Origin of the sequence: Massilia niastensis DSM 21313, from assembly GCF_000382345.1 — a bacterium.
Taxonomy (GTDB): Bacteria; Pseudomonadota; Gammaproteobacteria; order Burkholderiales; family Burkholderiaceae_D; genus Telluria; species Telluria niastensis.
Genome location: NZ_KB908078.1, coordinates 94,109 through 110,073, shown reverse-complemented (window position 1 = coordinate 110,073; position 15,965 = coordinate 94,109). Strand labels below are relative to the sequence as shown.

General features: G+C 67.9%; 15 protein-coding genes. 8 read left to right on the top strand and 7 right to left on the bottom strand.

Annotated elements, in window-relative coordinates:
• Window positions 1–13: 13 nt before the first annotated feature.
• The 4 genes from paaX to H162_RS35615 all read left to right on the top strand — a co-directional run bounded on the left by paaX (window position 14) and on the right by H162_RS35615 (window position 7,746).
• On the top strand, window positions 14–943 hold the full coding sequence (gene paaX / locus H162_RS0102820) for a phenylacetic acid degradation operon negative regulatory protein PaaX (protein WP_020651927.1): 930 nt from the start codon (window positions 14–16) through the stop codon (window positions 941–943).
• A gap of 73 nt (window positions 944–1,016) precedes the next feature.
• Window positions 1,017–2,150: a M14 family metallopeptidase gene (locus tag H162_RS0102815; RefSeq protein ID WP_020651926.1), complete on the top strand. Its 1,134-nt coding sequence runs from the start codon at window positions 1,017–1,019 to the stop codon at window positions 2,148–2,150.
• 12 nt (window positions 2,151–2,162) lie between these two features.
• The gene (locus H162_RS0102810) at window positions 2,163–2,399 is read left to right on the top strand and encodes a hypothetical protein (RefSeq protein WP_020651925.1); all 237 of its coding nucleotides are present in this window, start codon (window positions 2,163–2,165) and stop codon (window positions 2,397–2,399) included.
• 211 nt (window positions 2,400–2,610) lie between these two features.
• Window positions 2,611–7,746 (top strand): DUF4214 domain-containing protein, encoded by a 5,136-nt coding sequence (locus tag H162_RS35615; RefSeq protein WP_020651924.1) that lies wholly within the window; start codon window positions 2,611–2,613, stop codon window positions 7,744–7,746.
• Between the two features lie 21 nt (window positions 7,747–7,767).
• On the opposite strand, the gene H162_RS0102800 is transcribed toward H162_RS35615, so the two are convergent.
• Genes H162_RS0102800 through pmbA form a run of 3 tightly spaced genes read right to left on the bottom strand, consistent with a single transcriptional unit; the run spans window position 7,768 to window position 9,843 of the window.
• Window positions 7,768–8,211, bottom strand: a complete 444-nt coding sequence (locus H162_RS0102800; RefSeq protein WP_020651923.1) for a DUF1801 domain-containing protein — start codon at window positions 8,209–8,211, stop codon at window positions 7,768–7,770.
• 17 nt (window positions 8,212–8,228) lie between these two features.
• A complete protein-coding gene (locus H162_RS0102795; RefSeq protein WP_020651922.1) occupies window positions 8,229–8,468 on the bottom strand; it encodes a hypothetical protein in 240 nt (79 codons plus the stop codon).
• Between the two features lie 22 nt (window positions 8,469–8,490).
• Window positions 8,491–9,843: a metalloprotease PmbA gene (gene pmbA / locus H162_RS0102790; RefSeq protein WP_020651921.1), complete on the bottom strand. Its 1,353-nt coding sequence runs from the start codon at window positions 9,841–9,843 to the stop codon at window positions 8,491–8,493.
• A gap of 94 nt (window positions 9,844–9,937) precedes the next feature.
• Here pmbA and yjgA point away from each other — a divergent pair, with 94 nt between their 5' ends.
• The 3 genes from yjgA to H162_RS0102775 are packed head-to-tail and all read left to right on the top strand — an operon-like array spanning window position 9,938 to window position 11,819.
• The gene (gene yjgA / locus H162_RS0102785; RefSeq protein ID WP_020651920.1) at window positions 9,938–10,534 is read left to right on the top strand and encodes a ribosome biogenesis factor YjgA; all 597 of its coding nucleotides are present in this window, start codon (window positions 9,938–9,940) and stop codon (window positions 10,532–10,534) included.
• On the top strand, window positions 10,518–11,138 hold the full coding sequence (gene mog, locus H162_RS0102780) for a molybdopterin adenylyltransferase (RefSeq protein ID WP_026354147.1): 621 nt from the start codon (window positions 10,518–10,520) through the stop codon (window positions 11,136–11,138). The genes yjgA and mog overlap by 17 nt, the downstream gene beginning before the upstream one ends.
• A 12-nt stretch (window positions 11,139–11,150) precedes the next feature.
• Entirely contained in the window at window positions 11,151–11,819 is a 669-nt protein-coding gene (locus H162_RS0102775) for an alpha/beta hydrolase (RefSeq protein WP_020651918.1), read from the top strand.
• A gap of 183 nt (window positions 11,820–12,002) precedes the next feature.
• Here the strand turns inward: H162_RS0102775 and H162_RS0102770 are convergent, their stop codons facing one another.
• Window positions 12,003–13,334, bottom strand: coding sequence for an aspartate aminotransferase family protein (locus tag H162_RS0102770; RefSeq protein WP_020651917.1), 1,332 nt, complete (start codon window positions 13,332–13,334; stop codon window positions 12,003–12,005).
• Between the two features lie 113 nt (window positions 13,335–13,447).
• Between H162_RS0102770 and H162_RS0102765 the strand changes: the two genes are divergently transcribed.
• Window positions 13,448–14,002, top strand: a complete 555-nt coding sequence (locus tag H162_RS0102765; RefSeq protein ID WP_020651916.1) for a carboxymuconolactone decarboxylase family protein — start codon at window positions 13,448–13,450, stop codon at window positions 14,000–14,002.
• Between the two features lie 36 nt (window positions 14,003–14,038).
• Here the strand turns inward: H162_RS0102765 and H162_RS0102760 are convergent, their stop codons facing one another.
• The 3 genes from H162_RS0102760 to H162_RS35145 all read right to left on the bottom strand — a co-directional run bounded on the left by H162_RS0102760 (window position 14,039) and on the right by H162_RS35145 (window position 15,878).
• Window positions 14,039–14,893, bottom strand: a complete 855-nt coding sequence (locus H162_RS0102760) for a fumarylacetoacetate hydrolase family protein (RefSeq protein ID WP_026354146.1) — start codon at window positions 14,891–14,893, stop codon at window positions 14,039–14,041.
• Between the two features lie 101 nt (window positions 14,894–14,994).
• Window positions 14,995–15,360, bottom strand: a complete 366-nt coding sequence (locus tag H162_RS35150) for a c-type cytochrome (protein ID WP_026354145.1) — start codon at window positions 15,358–15,360, stop codon at window positions 14,995–14,997.
• Window positions 15,357–15,878, bottom strand: a complete 522-nt coding sequence (locus H162_RS35145) for a c-type cytochrome (RefSeq protein WP_026354144.1) — start codon at window positions 15,876–15,878, stop codon at window positions 15,357–15,359. The genes H162_RS35150 and H162_RS35145 overlap by 4 nt, the downstream gene beginning before the upstream one ends.
• Window positions 15,879–15,965: the final 87 nt, after the last annotated feature.

Sequence of the window (15,965 nt, the reverse complement as noted above, 5' to 3'; positions counted from 1 at the left end):
TCGCACTCCTACCATGAACCAGCTCTCCAGCAGCGAGTGGATCGCCCACTTCCTCGCCACCGATCCGCCGCGCCACAAGTCGCTGGTGATGACGATCTGCGGCGACGCCATCGCCCCGCACGGCGGCGCCTTCTGGCTGGGCAGCATGATCGAGCTGCTGGCCCCCCTGGGCGTCACCGACCGGCTGGTGCGCACCAGCGTGTTCCGCCTGGTGCAGGAAGGCTGGCTGGTGGCCAGCCGCGAGGGCCGGCGCAGCCGCTATGCGCTGGAACCGAAGGCGCTGCCGCGCTTCGAGCGCGCCAACCGCCGCATCTATGCGCCGCCGGGGCTGGACTGGAACGGCCGCTGGACCCTGCTGGTGGCCCCGAACGGCAGCATCGACGCCGACTTGCGCAACCTGCTGCGCAAGGAGCTGCAATGGGAGGGCTATGCGATGCTGGCGACCGGCGTGTTGGCGCACCCGGCGCCGGACCGCGACATCCTGCGCGAACTGCTGGCGCGCTCCGGCGCCGCAGGCCGCGTGTTCGCCTGCGAGATGACGGAACTCCCCGGCGTCGGCTCGAAGCCGCTACCGGAACTGGTGCGGGATGGCTGGGACCTGTCCGGCGTGGTGGCCAGCTACCGCCACTTCATCGACGTCTTCACGCCGCTGCAGGCGCTATTGAAAGCGAACGCGGACGTCGGCCCCGAGGATGCCTTCGCGATCCGCTCGCTCCTGGTCCACGCCTACCGCCGGGTGCAGCTGCACGATCCGATGCTGCCGCTCGAGCTGCTGCCGCAGCCCTGGCCCGGTTCGGAAGCCTATGCGCTGGCGCGCGACATCTACCGCCTGGTCCATGCGCAGGCCGAGCAGCACGTGATGGCCATGCTGCGCCGCGAAGACTCCACCACGCCCGCGGCCGACGCGGCCTTCCGCGCGCGTTTCGGGGGCCTGGATGCGTGAGCTGCGCGGGCTCGCAGCCGCCAAAAGCGGTTATCATCCTCCCTTTCCGCACTTCCCACTCACAGGACACACCATGTCTATCAAGATCAGCAGCCAGTTCGACGCTGGCGCCATCGAGGTCGTGAACGCCACGAGCGCGAACGCCATCGACCTGAACATCCGCAAGGACTCGCACGCCGACATCATCCAGTGGTTCTACTTCCGCCTGCAGGGCGCGCAAGGCGAGCCGTGCACCATCCGCCTGCTCAACGCCGGCCAGTCCGCCTATCCGAAGGGCTGGGAAGACTACCAGGCGATGGCGAGCTACGACCGCGTCAACTGGTTCCGCGTGCCGACCTCCTTCGACGGCCAGGTCCTGAAGATCGAGCACACCCCGGGCATGGACAGCGTCTACTACGCCTACTTCGAGCCGTATTCGTGGGAACGCCACCTGGAGCTGCTGGACCGCGCCCAGATGTCGGAACACGTGCGCATGCTCGACCTGGGTTCGACCGTCGACGGCCGCGACCTGAACATGCTGGTGATCGGCGATCCTGCGCCCGGGAAGAAGAAGGTCTGGGTGATCGCACGCCAGCACCCGGGCGAGACGATGGCCGAATGGTTCGTCGAAGGCATGCTCGACGCGCTGCTCGACCCGAGCCACCCGTTCGGCCGCCAGCTGCTGAGGGAAACCGTGTTCTACGTGGTGCCGAACATGAACCCGGACGGCTCGGTGCGCGGCAACCTGCGCACCAACGCGGCCGGCGCCAACCTGAACCGCGAGTGGATGAACCCGTCCATGGAGCGCAGCCCGGAAGTCTTCCTGGTGCTGAAGAAGATGCACGAGACCGGCGTCGACCTGTGCCTGGACGTGCACGGCGACGAAGGCCTGCCCTACGTGTTCGTGGCCGGCAGCGACGCCCTGCCGACCTTCAGCGCCGGGCAGGCGGCGCAGCAGCAGCGCTTCATCGACGACTTCAAGATCGCCAGCCCGGACTTCCAGGACGTCTACGGCTATCCGAAGGATCCGTTCACCGACGAGGTGCTGACCATGGGTTCGCCGCACATCACCCACGCCTTCGGCTGCCTGTCGCTGACCCTGGAACTGCCGTTCAAGGACAACGCCAACGACCCGGATCCGCAGGTGGGCTGGGACGGCGCACGCAGCGCACGCCTGGGCGCGGCGGTGCTGCAGCCGGTGCTGAACGCGATTCGCACAAACAAGTAAGAGGAGACCGCCATGACCGTATTTGCTGCTTCCGTGTTCGACGCCACCGTCGTCTACCAGGGCCAGGAACTGTTCAAGGGCCGCGGCGCCGCCCAGACCTGGGCGGAAAAGCTGGCCAGGGAAATCGAGACCGAAGTAACGGTCGAGAAGATCGGCACCGGCTGGGCGCTGCGCGCCACGGTCGATGGCGAAGTGCGCACCTGGGTCATCTTTGGCCAGCGGCTCAGCCGCAGCGAGCAGCCGGGCTGAACGCGATGCGCGCGGACAAGTAAACGAAGCAGCAGGTAACACACAGGAACGCCCCGCAACGCGGGGCGTTCTTCATGCAACATCCTTCGCCATGGGTGTCGGCATAACGCGACAGTACGGCAGTGTTGTCTAGACAAACTACTGCTGAGTCGGTGATATTGATGGACCGACCACCGGCCGTCGATCTCATGGCCGCCTCTACCTTGCACCCATGTCAACCAACCTGCTCCAGCATGGCTCGCTGTCCGTGATGGTGTCCGATGCCGCCGACACGGCACAGCCTTCCTTCCTCTCCTGGCCGGTGCATGGCCACGCCCTCGACGCCGACCTGGTCTTCACCTTCAGCGAGCCCGTCAAGCTCGGCGCCGGCACCCTGACCTTCGACAACCGCTCGGGCATCCTGCACTCGGGACCGATTGCGGACAGTCCCTATGTCACCGTGTCGGGCAATACAGTGAGGTTCAACCCGCCCGCCTCGCTGGAATTCTCGACCGAATACTGGATCGAGCTGAGCCGCGGCGCCATCGTCGACCTGAGCGGGGCTCCCGCTCCCGCCAGGACCACCTATTTCGTCTCCGCGCTCAGCCCCGTTGCCATCGAGAGGACCGGCAGCGCCGAGGGCGACGCGATCCTCGGCAGCGACCTTGCCGATACGATCGATGGCGCCGGCGGCTACGACTACCTGCTCGGCTTCGGCGGCAACGACCGTCTCCAGGGCGGCGCCGACGACGACTGGCTCGACGGCGGAACGGGCGACGACCTGCTGGACGGCGGCATCGGCAAGGACCGCCTCGACGACATGCACGGCAACGATACCTTGCTGGGCCGCGGCGGCGACGATGCCCTGAAGGGCGGCCTGGCCTCGACCGGGCTGCTGGACGGCGGCGATGGCGACGATATCCTCTCGGGCTACAACGGCGTCGATTTCGTGGGCGGCGAGGGCAAGGACAGTATCCGCATCCGGCTGGACGCGGCGGCGGCCGAACCGGTATCCGGCATCGACGCCGGCGCCGGCGACGACTATATCGAACTGCATCTCGGCGCCGGCAATGCGGCCCAGGTCACGATCGACGGCGGCGCCGGCGTCGATACCTATACGCTGGTGGGCGCCGATGCCGGCGCGCCCGACGACGCCATGCGCATCCGCATCACCGACTTCGCCACCGGCGCGAACGGCGACCGGATCGATATCTACAGCCTGCGCAATGGCATCACCGACGTCAGCCCTTTCACCGACGGCAGCCTGCGCCTGGTGGCCGAAGGCGCCGATACCCTGCTCCAGCTGCGCGGTCTCGAACCGGGCGCCGTTTATCGCACCCTGCTGCAGTTCACCGGCGTCGCGCCTGCCCGGTTCACCCGCGCGAATTTTTTCGATGGCATCGATCCGACCGGCTCGACCGTCGGCGAGACCGTACTCGGCACCGAGAGCCCGAACAGCCTGCGTGGAACGATCCTCGACGATAGCATCCATGGCTACGGCGGCGACGACCAGCTCCACGGCGGCGCCGGCGGCGACAAGCTGTATGGCGGCGATGGCAACGATACACTGGAAACCGCCGGCTTCGGTACCAACCTGCTCGACGGCGGCGCCGGCGATGACTGGCTGACAGCCGGCAATGGCAACGATACCCTGGCAGGGGGCGATGGCCAGGACAGGCTCTGGGTCAGCAGCACCCGCAACGGGCGCGCCCATGCCCTGGCCCTCGATGGCGGCGCCGGCGACGACGCGCTGGACATCAGCCTCGACACCGGCCTGCTCACCGCGACCGCCCGCGGCGGCAGCGGCAGCGACACCTTCCACCTGTCCAGGCTCGACTCCCACCTGCGGATCGACGACTTCAACGCGGCCGAGGGCGACCGCCTGGAGCTGCACTGGCTGTTCGAGTGGCGGCAGCCGGGCAACCCGTTCGGCACGGCCGGTTACCTGAAGGCCGCGCAGGACGGCGCCGACACCCTGCTCTATCTCGACGCCGATGGCGCCGCGGGAACGGAACACCAGTTCAGGCTGGCGGCCACGCTCGCGGGCGTGCCCTTGGCAGCGATCCCGCGCACCAGCATTGCCGGCGGCTGGGATATCGGGGGCAGCAATGTCGGCATCACCCTGACTGGCACTGCCAAGAGCAACAGGCTGACCGGCACCGACCTCGACGACACCCTGCGCGGCGAAGGCGGCGATGATTCGATCGAGGGCGGCAGGGGCGACGACCTGCTCGAGGGTGGCGACGACGTCTTCTCCCGCGACAGGCTGTACGGCGGCGAGAACAACGACAGGCTGTTCGGCCGCGGGGGCACCGACTACCTCGAAGGCGGCGCGGGGGACGACCGGCTCGAAGGCGGCGCCGGCCAGGATACCCTGGACGGCGGCAGCGGCGACGACTATCTCGGCGGCGGCGACGGCAACGACCTGCTGGTCGACTACGCCGGCAACGACAGCTTCTACGGCGGCGACGGCGACGACACGATCAAGGCAGGCGTCTATCCCCACGATCGCCACGGACCGTTCGGGCATGTCGCCATCCACGGCGAAGCGGGCAATGACCGGATCGAGGCCGCGCTCAGCGTCGACATCATCGATGGCGGCAGCGGCAACGACAGCATCTGGATCACCGCGTTTACGGCCACTGACGACGCGGCCCCCTTGCTGGTCAACGGAGGCGATGGCAGCGACGGCATCTACCTGGCCGCCGACATCCCTGCCACCCGCGATGTCGAAGCCACCGGCGGCGCGGGCCAGGACAGCTACAGTTTCTCGTCCGCCGCATCGCTACCGCTGTTGACGGTCACGGATTTCGAGGCCGGCCCGGGCGGCGACCTGCTCAACATCTTCTCGTTGCTGCCTTACCAGAGCGAACTCCGCAATCCTTTCGCGGCAGCGGGTCCGCTGCGCGTCGAACAACGGGGCAGCGATACGGTCCTGCAACGCCTGCAGGATGGCGAGGCCGGCTCGGGCGCCTGGACCGACGTGGCGATACTGCGGCGCACGGCGCTGGCCTCGCTCACCAACGACAACTTCAGTGATGGTGTGCGCCTGGACGGCTCCCTGCTGGGCTACGATCGCATCGGAACGTCCGGCAAAGACAGCATGGGCGGCGGCCGCTTCCACGACACGCTGCGCGGCGCTGGCGGCGATGACCTGCTCCAGGGCTTGGAAGGCGACGACAGCCTGTACGGTGACGATGGCGACGACGACCTGTGGGGCGGCTACGGCGATGACCTGCTGTTCGGTGGCGAGGGCCAGGACAGGCTGCAGGACGAGAACGGCAGCAACCAGCTCGACGGCGGCGCCGGCGACGACCGCCTGGAAGCTCGCACCTACGAAGGCAGCCTGCTGATGGGCGGTACGGGCAACGATACCCTGATCAGCAACGGCGGCAAGGACGTGCTCGAAGGCGGCGCCGGCGACGACGACATCGACATCAGGGACTGGCTCTACGGGGTGGCCGGAGCGGCGACAGTGGTAGTGCATGGCGGCGATGGCAACGACCGTATCTCGGCCGGAACAGGCTACGAGCACCGGCTCGACGTGGTCGCCGACGGCGGCGCCGGCATCGACACATTCGACCTGCGGGGCCTGGGCACGCTCACCATTACCGATTTCCGCACCGGCGCCGGCGGCGACGTGCTCGACCTGATGTCCTTCGTCACCTATGATCAGCCCGACCCCGATCCCTTCGGTCCCGCCACCGGCATGCGCGCCGTCCAGCGCGGCGCAGATACCGTGCTGCAGCAGCGCGTATCCGAGGCCGGCGCCAGCACCTACCGGGACGCGATCATCCTTGTCGGAGTGGACAAGGACGACCTGGCGCCGGCCAACATCGCCTGGGGCTTCAATCCAACCGGTTCCTCGCGTGGCATCGACATCGTCGGCACCGCGACCGGCGAACGCCTGAACGGCGGCTGGCGCGATGACACCATCACCGGAGGCGGCGGCGATGACATCCTGCTCGGCGGAGTCGGCAACGACCGCCTGGAGGGCGGCGACGGCAACGACACGCTGGGTGGCGATGCCATCGATCACTGGCCTTCCGGCTTCGACACCAGGGAGACCGGGGACGACACGCTCGCAGGCGGCGCCGGCGACGATATCCTGACCAGCACCCGGGGCAACGACATCCTGCGCGGCGGCGACGGCAAGGACCTGCTGCAGCTGAATTCGGACCAGGCCTGGGTCGACTGGCGCCAGCGCGTCGAGCTGCATGGCGATGGCGGCGACGACCGGTTCGAGGTCCGCTACCACGAAACCATCCAGACCGAGGCCGTGCTGGAAGGCGGCGCCGGCAGGGATACCTTTTCCATCGCGTGGTTGCCGGCCAAGGGCTCGCTGACCATCCGCGATTTCCAGGCCGGCCCCGAGGGCGACCTGATCGAGCTGGAGGCGCTGGACTGGTGGCTGTACGCGAAGGACGACCCCTTCGGGAAGGGCGAGCTGCGCCTGCTCCAGAGCGGCGCCGATACGCTGCTGCAGCTCAATACGTACGTGAGCGGCGTCGGTCCCACCTTCGTCCCGCTCATGACGCTCAAAGGGGTCGATGCGGCCACGATCACGGCGGACAACTTCGTCGAAAAGGTGAGGCCGGTCGTCGCCACACCCCCGCCCCCTCCCGTCACGCCGCCAGTCACGCCGCCAGTCACGCCGCCCGTCACACCGCCCGCCACTCCCGGCCAGGACCGCTCCGGCACCAGCGACAACGATGACCTGGCGGGCGGCACCGGCAACGATCGGCTCGACGGCGGCGCCGGCAACGACATCCTGCATGGCGGCGCCGGCAACGACACCCTGATCGGCGGCGCCGGCACCGACAGCGCCCGCTATGGCGGTTCCGCCGCCGGCTACACGCTCACCCGCAGCGAGGCCGGCTTGCGCGTCCTCGACCAGCGCAGCGGCCTGGCCGGCGACGGCGCCGATACCCTGGCCGGCATCGAGCGCCTCGTGTTCGCCGACGGCGCGCTGGCGCTGGACATCGAGGGCGTGGCGGGCGCCGCCTACCGCATCTACCGCGCGGCGTTCGACCGCGCACCCGACCTCGGAGGCCTGGGCTACTGGATCTCGGTGATGGACCGCGGCGCGACGCTGGAACAGGTTGCGGGAGGGTTTACGGGCTCGAAGGAATTCGCCGACCTGTACGGCAGCGGCTTGTCGAACGGCGAGATCCTGCTGCGCCTGTACCACAACATCCTGGACCGCGATCCGGACCCGGGCGGCTATGCCTTCTGGCTCGACGTTCTCGACAGCGGGAGGGCTCCCCTCTCCGTCGTCCTGGCCGAGTTCAGCGCAAGCCCGGAGAACCGCGACGCGGTGGTCGAACTGATCGCCAACGGGATTCCATTCACCCCTTACGGCGGCTGATGGCCGGCCGGGGCGGCCTGCTCAGGCGGGGTGCGCCGGCGCCGCCACGCTTGCGTAGCGCTGCCGGGTTGCGGCCACGGCATCGAGCACGAGCCGCTCCAGGACGTCGAGGTCGACCTCGTCCAGCCTGCGCAGGTAGAGGCAGGCCTTGCCCATCTTGTGCCGGCCCAGGCGGGCCAGCAGCGCCTCGCGGTCCGGCGTCTCGCAGCTCAGGTAGATGCTGATGTCGCCCTTGCGCGCGGCAAAGCCGACCAGGCAGGCGTCGCCCTCGCGGCCGCTGTCGTAGCGGTAGTGGTAGCTGCCGAAGCCGACGATGCCGGCCCCCCACATCGTGGCCGGCGCGCCGGTCGCCCTGCTCATCAGGCCGGCCAGCCGCTCGCAGTCGCGGCGCCTGTCGTCGTCGGCAATGGCGGACAGGTAGGCCTCGACGCTGGCGGCCGTGGCGACGGTCTTGTTCGCGGCCATGGGGCGCCGGCCGGGATTTACAGCTGCACGTCGAGATGCGACGCCACCCAGGCGTTCGCATCCTCGGTACTGTCGAAATGCAGGGTGGCGATCGCGGTCTTGTCCGGCGCCAGGAAAGTGGCGTAGACCTTGCGGCCGTCGTTGCCGGAACTGAGCAGGTCGGACTGCGGCGCCAGCTCGACCGTGGCGACCAGGTCGAGATTGAGCAGCACGGTCTTCGGGCTGCTCTCTTTGTCGATGCGTAAGAATCGGCTCATTGTGTTCTCCTTGGCGGACCGATTAGTTGCCGGCGACAACCATCTTCTCGATCAGGATCGAGCCCGTCGATTTGTTGCCGCGGGTAAGGACGTCGCTGCCGATGGCGACGATCTGCTGGAACATCTCGCGCATATTACCCGCGATCGTGATTTCCTCGACCGGATACTGGATCACGCCATTCTCGACCCAGTAGCCGGAGGCGCCGCGCGAATAGTCGCCGGTGACGTAGTTGACGCCCTGGCCCATCAGTTCCGTGACCAGCAGGCCCGTGCCCATCTTGCGCAGCATGCCTTCGAAGTCGTCGGCGCGCCTGGTCCGGGACGAGAGCAGCTCCAGGTTGTGCGAGCCGCCGGCGTTGCCGGTGGTCTGCATGCCGAGCTTGCGCGCCGAGTACGAGGACAGGAAGTAGCCCTGCAGCACGCCATCCTTCACGACCTTGCGGCGTACGGTCTTGACGCCCTCCTCGTCGAACGGGGCCGAGCCGACCGCGCCGATCAGGTGCGGGTCCTCGACCACCTGGATATGGTCCGGGAACACCGGCTTGCCCAGGGTGTCGAGCAGGAAGCTCGACTTGCGGTACAGCGCGCCGCCCGAGGTGGCCTGCACGAAGGAACCCAGCAGGCCGGCGGCCAGCGGCGCCTCGAACAGCACCGGACAGGTGCGGGTGTCGAGCTTGCGCGCGTTCAGGCGCGCCAGCGCGCGCTCGGCGGCGTAGCGGCCCACGGCTTCGGGCTGGCCCAGCCTGGACGGGTCGCGCGACGAGGTGTACCAGTCGTCGCGCTGCATCTGGTTGCCGCGGCCGGCGATCGGCGCGACCGAGATCGTGTGGCGCGAGAACGGATAGCCGCCGATGAAGCCGCGCGAATTGGCGCCGACGAAGTGCGACTGCTGGACGTAGACGCTGGCGCCCTCGCTGTTGGTGACGCGCGGATCGACCTCGAAGGCCGCGTTCTCGCAGCGCTGGGCGAGTACGACGGCTTCCTCGGTCGAGATCTGCCACGGATAGAACAGGCGCAGGTCGCGCGGGCTGGTTTCGAGCAGGTCGGCCTCGGGCAGGCCGGCGCAGTCGTCTTCGGCGGTGAAGCGGGCGATGTTCCAGGCTGCTTCGACGGTGGCCTGCAGCGAGGACGGCGAGAAATCGGAGGTATTGGCGTTGCCGCGGCGCTGGCCGTAGTAGACGGTGACGCCGATGCCCTTGTCCTTGTTCTGCTCGATGGTCTCGACTTTTCCTTTACGTACTGAAACCGACAGGCCACTCCCCTCGCTGATTTCGACCGAGGCGTCGGTCGCGCCCTGTTTTTGGGCAATTGCCAGCACATCGCGTGCGAGCTGTTTCAGCTGATCCTGGGTGTGGGTGAAAAAGGAATCGTTCATGTCGTGTTTTTCGTAGCGAGCCCTAAAACAGTTATCATAGCAGCCGTTTACTGTTTTTACCGGTGGCCCCTGCGCCAATCGGATTATCCATACCATGCCAAATGCAAACCGCGGCTCGGTGGGCTTCCAGTCCAACGAGTTTGAACAAGAGTACGAACGCCCTTCCAAGTCTGAACTCAAGCGCCAGATGGACGAGTTACAGAAGCTCGGCGCACAGCTTGTTGCCGAGCCGCGTGACCGCGTCAAGCGCGTTCCGATGCCGGACGACGTGCGCGACGCCATCCTGACCTGCCAGACCATCACCAACCACGAGGGCCGGCGCCGCCAGCTGCAGTTCGTGGGCAAGAAGATGCGCACCCTGAGCGAGGAAGAAGTCGACGTCATCAAGCGCACCATCGACAGCTGGAAGGGCGCATCGAAGGCCGAGACGGCCGCCCTGCACGCCCTCGAACGCCGCCGCGAGAAGCTGCTGGCCGACGACAAGGCGCTGACCCAGCTGCTGGCCGAGCACCCGGACCTGGACGGCCAGCACCTGCGCACCCTGATCCGCAACGCGCGCAAGGAACAGGCCGAGAACAAGCCGCCCAAGGCTTACCGCGAGATCTTCCAGATCCTGAAGGACCTCGGAAAGCAGAAGAAGGAAGCCACCGGCGCCGACGACGAGGAAGCGCTGGATGAATCCGACGAATAACGCGGAAATGGTCATCGGCCTGGTGTCGGTGTCCGACCGCGCCAGCGGCGGCGTGTACGAGGACAAGGGCATCCCGGCGCTGGCCGACTGGCTGGCGCAGGCGCTCACCACCCCGTACCGGCTCGAGACCCGCCTGGTCCCCGACGAACGCGCGGAGATCGAGCGCACCCTGGCCGAGCTGGTCGACGTGGCGCGCTGCCACCTGGTGCTGACCACCGGCGGCACCGGCCCCGCGCGGCGCGACGTCACGCCCGAGGCCACGCTGGCCGTCGGCACCAAGGAGATGCCGGGCTTCGGCGAGCAGATGCGCCAGATCAGCCTGCGCTTCGTGCCGACCGCGATCCTGTCGCGCCAGACCGCGGTGATCCGCGAGACGGCGGACCACGCGGCCCTGATCATGAACCTGCCGGGCCAGCCGAAGTCGATCAAGGAAACCCTCGAAGGGCTGAAGGACGACCAGGGCAACACGGTCGTCGGCGGCATCTTCGCCGCGGTCCCCTACTGCATCGACCTGATCGGCGGCCCCTATATGGAAACCAACCCGGCGGTGAGCAAGGCGTTCCGTCCCAAGTCGGCGCAGCGCCCGCCCGCTTCCGCTTCTTGACAAGGATATTGCATGACGCAGCTGCTGGAAAACATCGAGATCGAAACCGCGCCCAATCCGACCGTGGCGGTCATCTGGCTGCACGGCCTGGGCGCCGACGGCAATGACTTCGTGCCCCTGATCCACGAACTGGACCTGGCCGGCCTGCCGGCCATCCGTTTCGTGTTCCCGCATGCGAAGACGATGCCGGTGACGATCAATGGCGGCTACGTGATGCGCGCCTGGTACGACATCATCGTCAACGACCTGACCCGCCGCGAAGACGAGAACGGCCTGCGCGCCTCGCAGCTGGACGTGGAGGCGCTGATCGCGCGCGAGAAGGCGCGCGGCATCCCGGCCTCGCGCATCATCCTGGCCGGCTTCTCGCAGGGCTGCGCGATGACCCTGCAGACCGGCATGCGCCATCCCGAAAAGCTGGCCGGCATGCTGTGCCTGTCGGGCTACCTGCCGCTGGCCGCCAGCGCCGCGACCGAACGCAGCGAAGCCAGCCTGGCGACGCCGATCTTCATGGCGCACGGGCGCCAGGATGGGGTGGTGCCGTTCGTGCGCGCGGAGCAGTCGCGCGATGCGCTGCAGGGGATGGGATATCAGGTTGAGTGGCATGCCTATCAGATGCAGCATACGCTGTGCCTGGAGGAGGTGCAGGATATTTCGAAGTGGATTCGCAAGGTGCTGGCTTAATTCAGCCGGTAGGGAGTCTGCACATAACTTGGCCCCCCGCGCAGGAGGGTGTCGCAAAAGTGTTGTAGGGTGGGCGGGTTTCCGCCCACGCGTTCAACCACATGATGCGTATCGTTCATGCATGCGCTGGTTGAACGCGTGGGCAGCAAAGCTGCCCCCCTGCGGTTCACGAGCGCGCTCCTTTCACCCGCTCCGCCCGAACACCCCCTCCACCGCATCCGCCAGCCGCGACACGATCTCCGACAGATCCGCCGCCGTCGCAATGAAGGGCGGCGCCAGCAGCACGTGATCGCCGCGCTGCCCGTCGATCGTCCCGCCCATCGGATACACCATCAGCCCGTTCTCCATGGCCTTCTGCTTGATGAGGGCATGCACCCTGCGCTCCGGCGCGAACGGCTCCTTGGTCTCGCGGTCCTGCACGAATTCCAGCGCCAGCAGCAGCCCGCGTCCGCGGATGTCGCCCACATGCTCGTGCACGCCGAACACGTCGCCCAGCATGCGCCGCAGCGTGGCGCCGCGGCTGCGCACCCGGGCCAGCAGCCCGTCGCGCTCGATCACCTGCTGCACCGCCAGCGCGGCCGCCGCCGCCACCGGATGGCCGATGTAGGTGTGCCCGTGCTGGAAGGCCCCGCTGCCCTTGCGCAGGCAGGCCACGATCGCTTCGTGCGCCAGCACCGCCCCGATCGGCTGGTAGCCCGCCCCCAGCCCCTTGGCGACGGCGATGATGTCCGGCGCCACCCCGTCCTGCTCGATCGCGTACATGGTGCCGGTACGCCCCATCCCGCACATCACCTCGTCGGCGATGAACAGGATGCGGTAGCGGTCGCAGATCTCGCGCACTCCCTTGAAATAGCCCGGCGTGGGAGGGATCGCGCCGCCGGTCGCGCCCACCACCGGCTCGGCGCAGAAGGCGATGATGTTCTGCGGCCCGGCGCGCAGGATCGCGGTCTCCAGTTCGTCCAGCAGCACCGCCGTATATTCGTCGACGCCCTGGTGCGCGGCGCGGCCGCGGTACTCGTAGCAGGGCGCGACCCGCACCGTGTCCATCAGGAGCGGCGCGAAGTCCCTGCGCCGCCATTCGTTGCCGCCGACGGCGAGCGCGCCCAGGGTGTTGCCGTGGTAGCTCTGGCGGCGCGCCATGAACAGGGTGCGGCGCGGCTCGTTCATCTCGACCCAGTACTGGCGCGCCAGCTTGAGCGCCGTCTCCATCGCCTCCGATCCGCCCGACACCAGGTACACGCCGCCCATCTCCCCGGGCGCGCCCTCCACCAGCCGGTCCGCCAGCTCTTCCGCCACGTCGGTGGTGAAGAAGGCGGTGTGGGCGTAGGCGCAGCGGTCGATCTGGCGGTGCATGGCGGCGATGACGTCGGGATGGCCGTGCCCGAGCGAGGAGACGGCCGCGCCGCCGCTGGCGTCGAGGTAGGCCTTGCCGGCGCTGTCGCGGATCGTGATGCCGCCTGCGCCGGCGACCATGGGCGGAACCTGGCGCAGGCTGCGATGGATGATGTGGCTCATTGCAAATCCTCCGGGAGAGTACGACGATTGACAATAAGCGCCCGCCATCCGGCTTCCTTTGATTTTTTCCGGACGCGGTGCGAATAATTGTTAACTCGACAGCGACACGACCCATGACCGACCGCCTGGGGCCCATCCCGCACGAAGACCTGAGCGACGCCCAGCGCGCCGCCGCGCACGAGATCATCGATGGCCCGCGCGGGGCCGTCTACGGGCCTTTCGTGCCGCTGCTGCGCAGCCCCGAGCTGATGGGCCATGCGCAGCGCATGGGCGAATACCTGCGCTACCGCAGCGCCATCGGCGTGCGCCTGTCGGAACTGGCGATCCTGGTCACCGCGCGCCAGTGGGACCAGCAGGTGGAATGGGCGATCCATGCGCCGATCGCGCTCAAGGTCGGCATCCCGGCCGAGGTGGTCGTGGCGATCTCGGAACGCCGCCGGCCGCGGGAGATGCTGGTGGACGAGGCGGTGGTGCACGACTTCTGCGTCGAGCTGCACCAGAACAAGTCGGTGTCGGATGCGGTGTACGACGAGGCGCTTGCCCTGTTCGGGGAACAGGGGGTGGTGGACCTGATGGGGATCAACGGCTACTACACCTTCCTGGCGATGGTGATGAACACGGCCAGGACCGCGCTGCCGGAGGATGGGGAATGGGTACTCCCGGAGTGAAGGCTGCGCCACGGCGTGGCGCAGCCGCGCCGGTCCTTATTTCGCCTTCGGGAAGGCCACCACTTCCTGCTGCTGCTCGCCCAGCCCGGCGATGCCCAGCCTCAGCTGGTCGCCCTTCCTGAGGAAGCGCTGCGGCGAGCGCCCCATGCCCACGCCCGGCGGCGTGCCGGTGGTGATCACGTCGCCCGGCTCCAGGGTCATGAAGCGCGACACATAGCTGACGATCTGCGCCACCGTGAAGATCATGGTCGAGGTATTCCCGGTCTGCATGCGCTTGCCGTTCAGTTCCAGGTACAGGTCCAGGTCCTGCACGTCGAACACCTCGTCGCGCGTCACCAGGAACGGACCGACCGGTCCGAAGGTGTCGCAGCCCTTGCCCTTGTCCCACTGCGAGCCCAGCTCGAACTGGTAGGCGCGCTCCGACACGTCGTTGACCACGCAGTAGCCGGCCACGTACCCGAGCGCATCCTGTTCCTCGACATACTGCGCGCGGGCGCCGATCACCACGCCCAGCTCCACTTCCCAGTCGGTCTTCCTCGATCCCCTGGGCAGCTGGATCGGGTCGTCCGGACCGGACAGGCTGCTGATCGCCTTGGTGAAGAACACCGGCTCCTTCGGCACCGCCAGGCCGGTCTCGGCGGCGTGGTCGGCGTAGTTCATGCCGATGCCGATGAACTTGCCGATGCCCTTGACCGGCACGCCGAGGCGCGGATTGCCGCGCACCAGCGGCAGGGTCTTGTAGTCGATCTTCGCCAGCTTGCGCAGCGCCTTGTCGGACAGGACCGACGCGTCGATATCGTCGATGATGCCGGACAGGTCGCGCAGGCGGCCCTCTTCGTCGAACATGCCCGGCTTTTCCTTGCCCGGACGGCCATAGCGCACCAATCTCATGCTTTTTCTTCCTGGTAGTGAACTGATTCGTCGTCCGCGCGCCGTATGTGCACGGACCAGCTGCCGATGATACCAAGGACGCGGCCTGGTTGGCTGAGAACCTACTGGCTGAGAAGATAGGCGCTGATATCGAGCGCATCGCGTTCGCTCACGCCCATGGCCGGCATCGCGGTCTCGGGATCGATCGCCTGCGGGTTGCGGATCCAGAGCACCAGGTTGGCCTGGCTGGCCGGCAGCTTCCCGGCGATGAACTTGCGCTTGGCGAGGCCTTCGAGCGGCCGGCCGACATACACCTCCGACCCCGCCACGCCCGGAATCACATGGCAGGCGTGGCAGGCATACTGGGTGAGCGCGATGCGGCCGCGCTGCGGGTCGCCCTGCAGGCCCGGCGCCGGGCGCCCGTCCCGCTTGCAGCCCGCCAGCAGGGCCAGCACGGCCAGCAGCACGGCGGCGCCGCGCGCGCTCATGGCTGCGCCTCCGGCCCGGCCATGCCGCGGTACTGGTCCGGCGTCAAGGCCGGCATCGACGCCACGAAGGCCACCACGGCCCACAGGTCCTCATCGCTCAGGTGGTATTCCCAGGCCGGCATGCCGCTCATCTTCACGCCGTGGCGCGTGATCCAGTACAGCTCGCGCGGCTTCCAGCGCGCGGTGGCGTCCACCAGGGGCCCCGGCACCGGCTGCATGCTCATGCCGTGCCGGTCCTGGGCCACGCCGGGGGCGCCGTGGCACTGCACGCACCTGTCCCGGTAGACCGCCGCGCCGCGCAGCACCTGCTGCGGCGCGCCCAGGGCGGGCACCCGCACCTCGCGCGCATGGAAGCGCACCGAATAGTGCATGCCCTTCTCCAGCACCTTGTGCACCAGCGGATGATGCTGCTGGGTGGCGCCGATGTTGTACCACCCCGCGCGCAGGACCGTCATGCCGGCGGCGGCGGCCGTCACCCCCACCGCCAATAGCGTGAGCAGCACGGTCCGGATGATCAATCGCGCACGATTCGATAGCATAACCTAGGGTGTTCTGTTAAAAAAATTACATCATGTTTCTTGTATTATAAAAGCGACAGGCAAATC

What these genes read in the sequence shown, in the direction of transcription:
- paaX (WP_020651927.1), top strand. Translation starts at nt 14, where the DNA reads ATGAACCAGCTCTCCAGCAGCGAGTGGATCGCCCACTTCCTCGCCACC.
- H162_RS0102815 (WP_020651926.1), top strand. Translation starts at nt 1,017, where the DNA reads ATGTCTATCAAGATCAGCAGCCAGTTCGACGCTGGCGCCATCGAGGTC.
- H162_RS0102810 (WP_020651925.1), top strand. Translation starts at nt 2,163, where the DNA reads ATGACCGTATTTGCTGCTTCCGTGTTCGACGCCACCGTCGTCTACCAG.
- H162_RS35615 (WP_020651924.1), top strand. Translation starts at nt 2,611, where the DNA reads ATGTCAACCAACCTGCTCCAGCATGGCTCGCTGTCCGTGATGGTGTCC.
- H162_RS0102800 (WP_020651923.1), bottom strand. Translation starts at nt 8,211, where the DNA reads ATGGCCGCGAACAAGACCGTCGCCACGGCCGCCAGCGTCGAGGCCTAC.
- H162_RS0102795 (WP_020651922.1), bottom strand. Translation starts at nt 8,468, where the DNA reads ATGAGCCGATTCTTACGCATCGACAAAGAGAGCAGCCCGAAGACCGTG.
- pmbA (WP_020651921.1), bottom strand. Translation starts at nt 9,843, where the DNA reads ATGAACGATTCCTTTTTCACCCACACCCAGGATCAGCTGAAACAGCTC.
- yjgA (WP_020651920.1), top strand. Translation starts at nt 9,938, where the DNA reads ATGCCAAATGCAAACCGCGGCTCGGTGGGCTTCCAGTCCAACGAGTTT.
- mog (WP_026354147.1), top strand. Translation starts at nt 10,518, where the DNA reads ATGAATCCGACGAATAACGCGGAAATGGTCATCGGCCTGGTGTCGGTG.
- H162_RS0102775 (WP_020651918.1), top strand. Translation starts at nt 11,151, where the DNA reads ATGACGCAGCTGCTGGAAAACATCGAGATCGAAACCGCGCCCAATCCG.
- H162_RS0102770 (WP_020651917.1), bottom strand. Translation starts at nt 13,334, where the DNA reads ATGAGCCACATCATCCATCGCAGCCTGCGCCAGGTTCCGCCCATGGTC.
- H162_RS0102765 (WP_020651916.1), top strand. Translation starts at nt 13,448, where the DNA reads ATGACCGACCGCCTGGGGCCCATCCCGCACGAAGACCTGAGCGACGCC.
- H162_RS0102760 (WP_026354146.1), bottom strand. Translation starts at nt 14,893, where the DNA reads ATGAGATTGGTGCGCTATGGCCGTCCGGGCAAGGAAAAGCCGGGCATG.
- H162_RS35150 (WP_026354145.1), bottom strand. Translation starts at nt 15,360, where the DNA reads ATGAGCGCGCGCGGCGCCGCCGTGCTGCTGGCCGTGCTGGCCCTGCTG.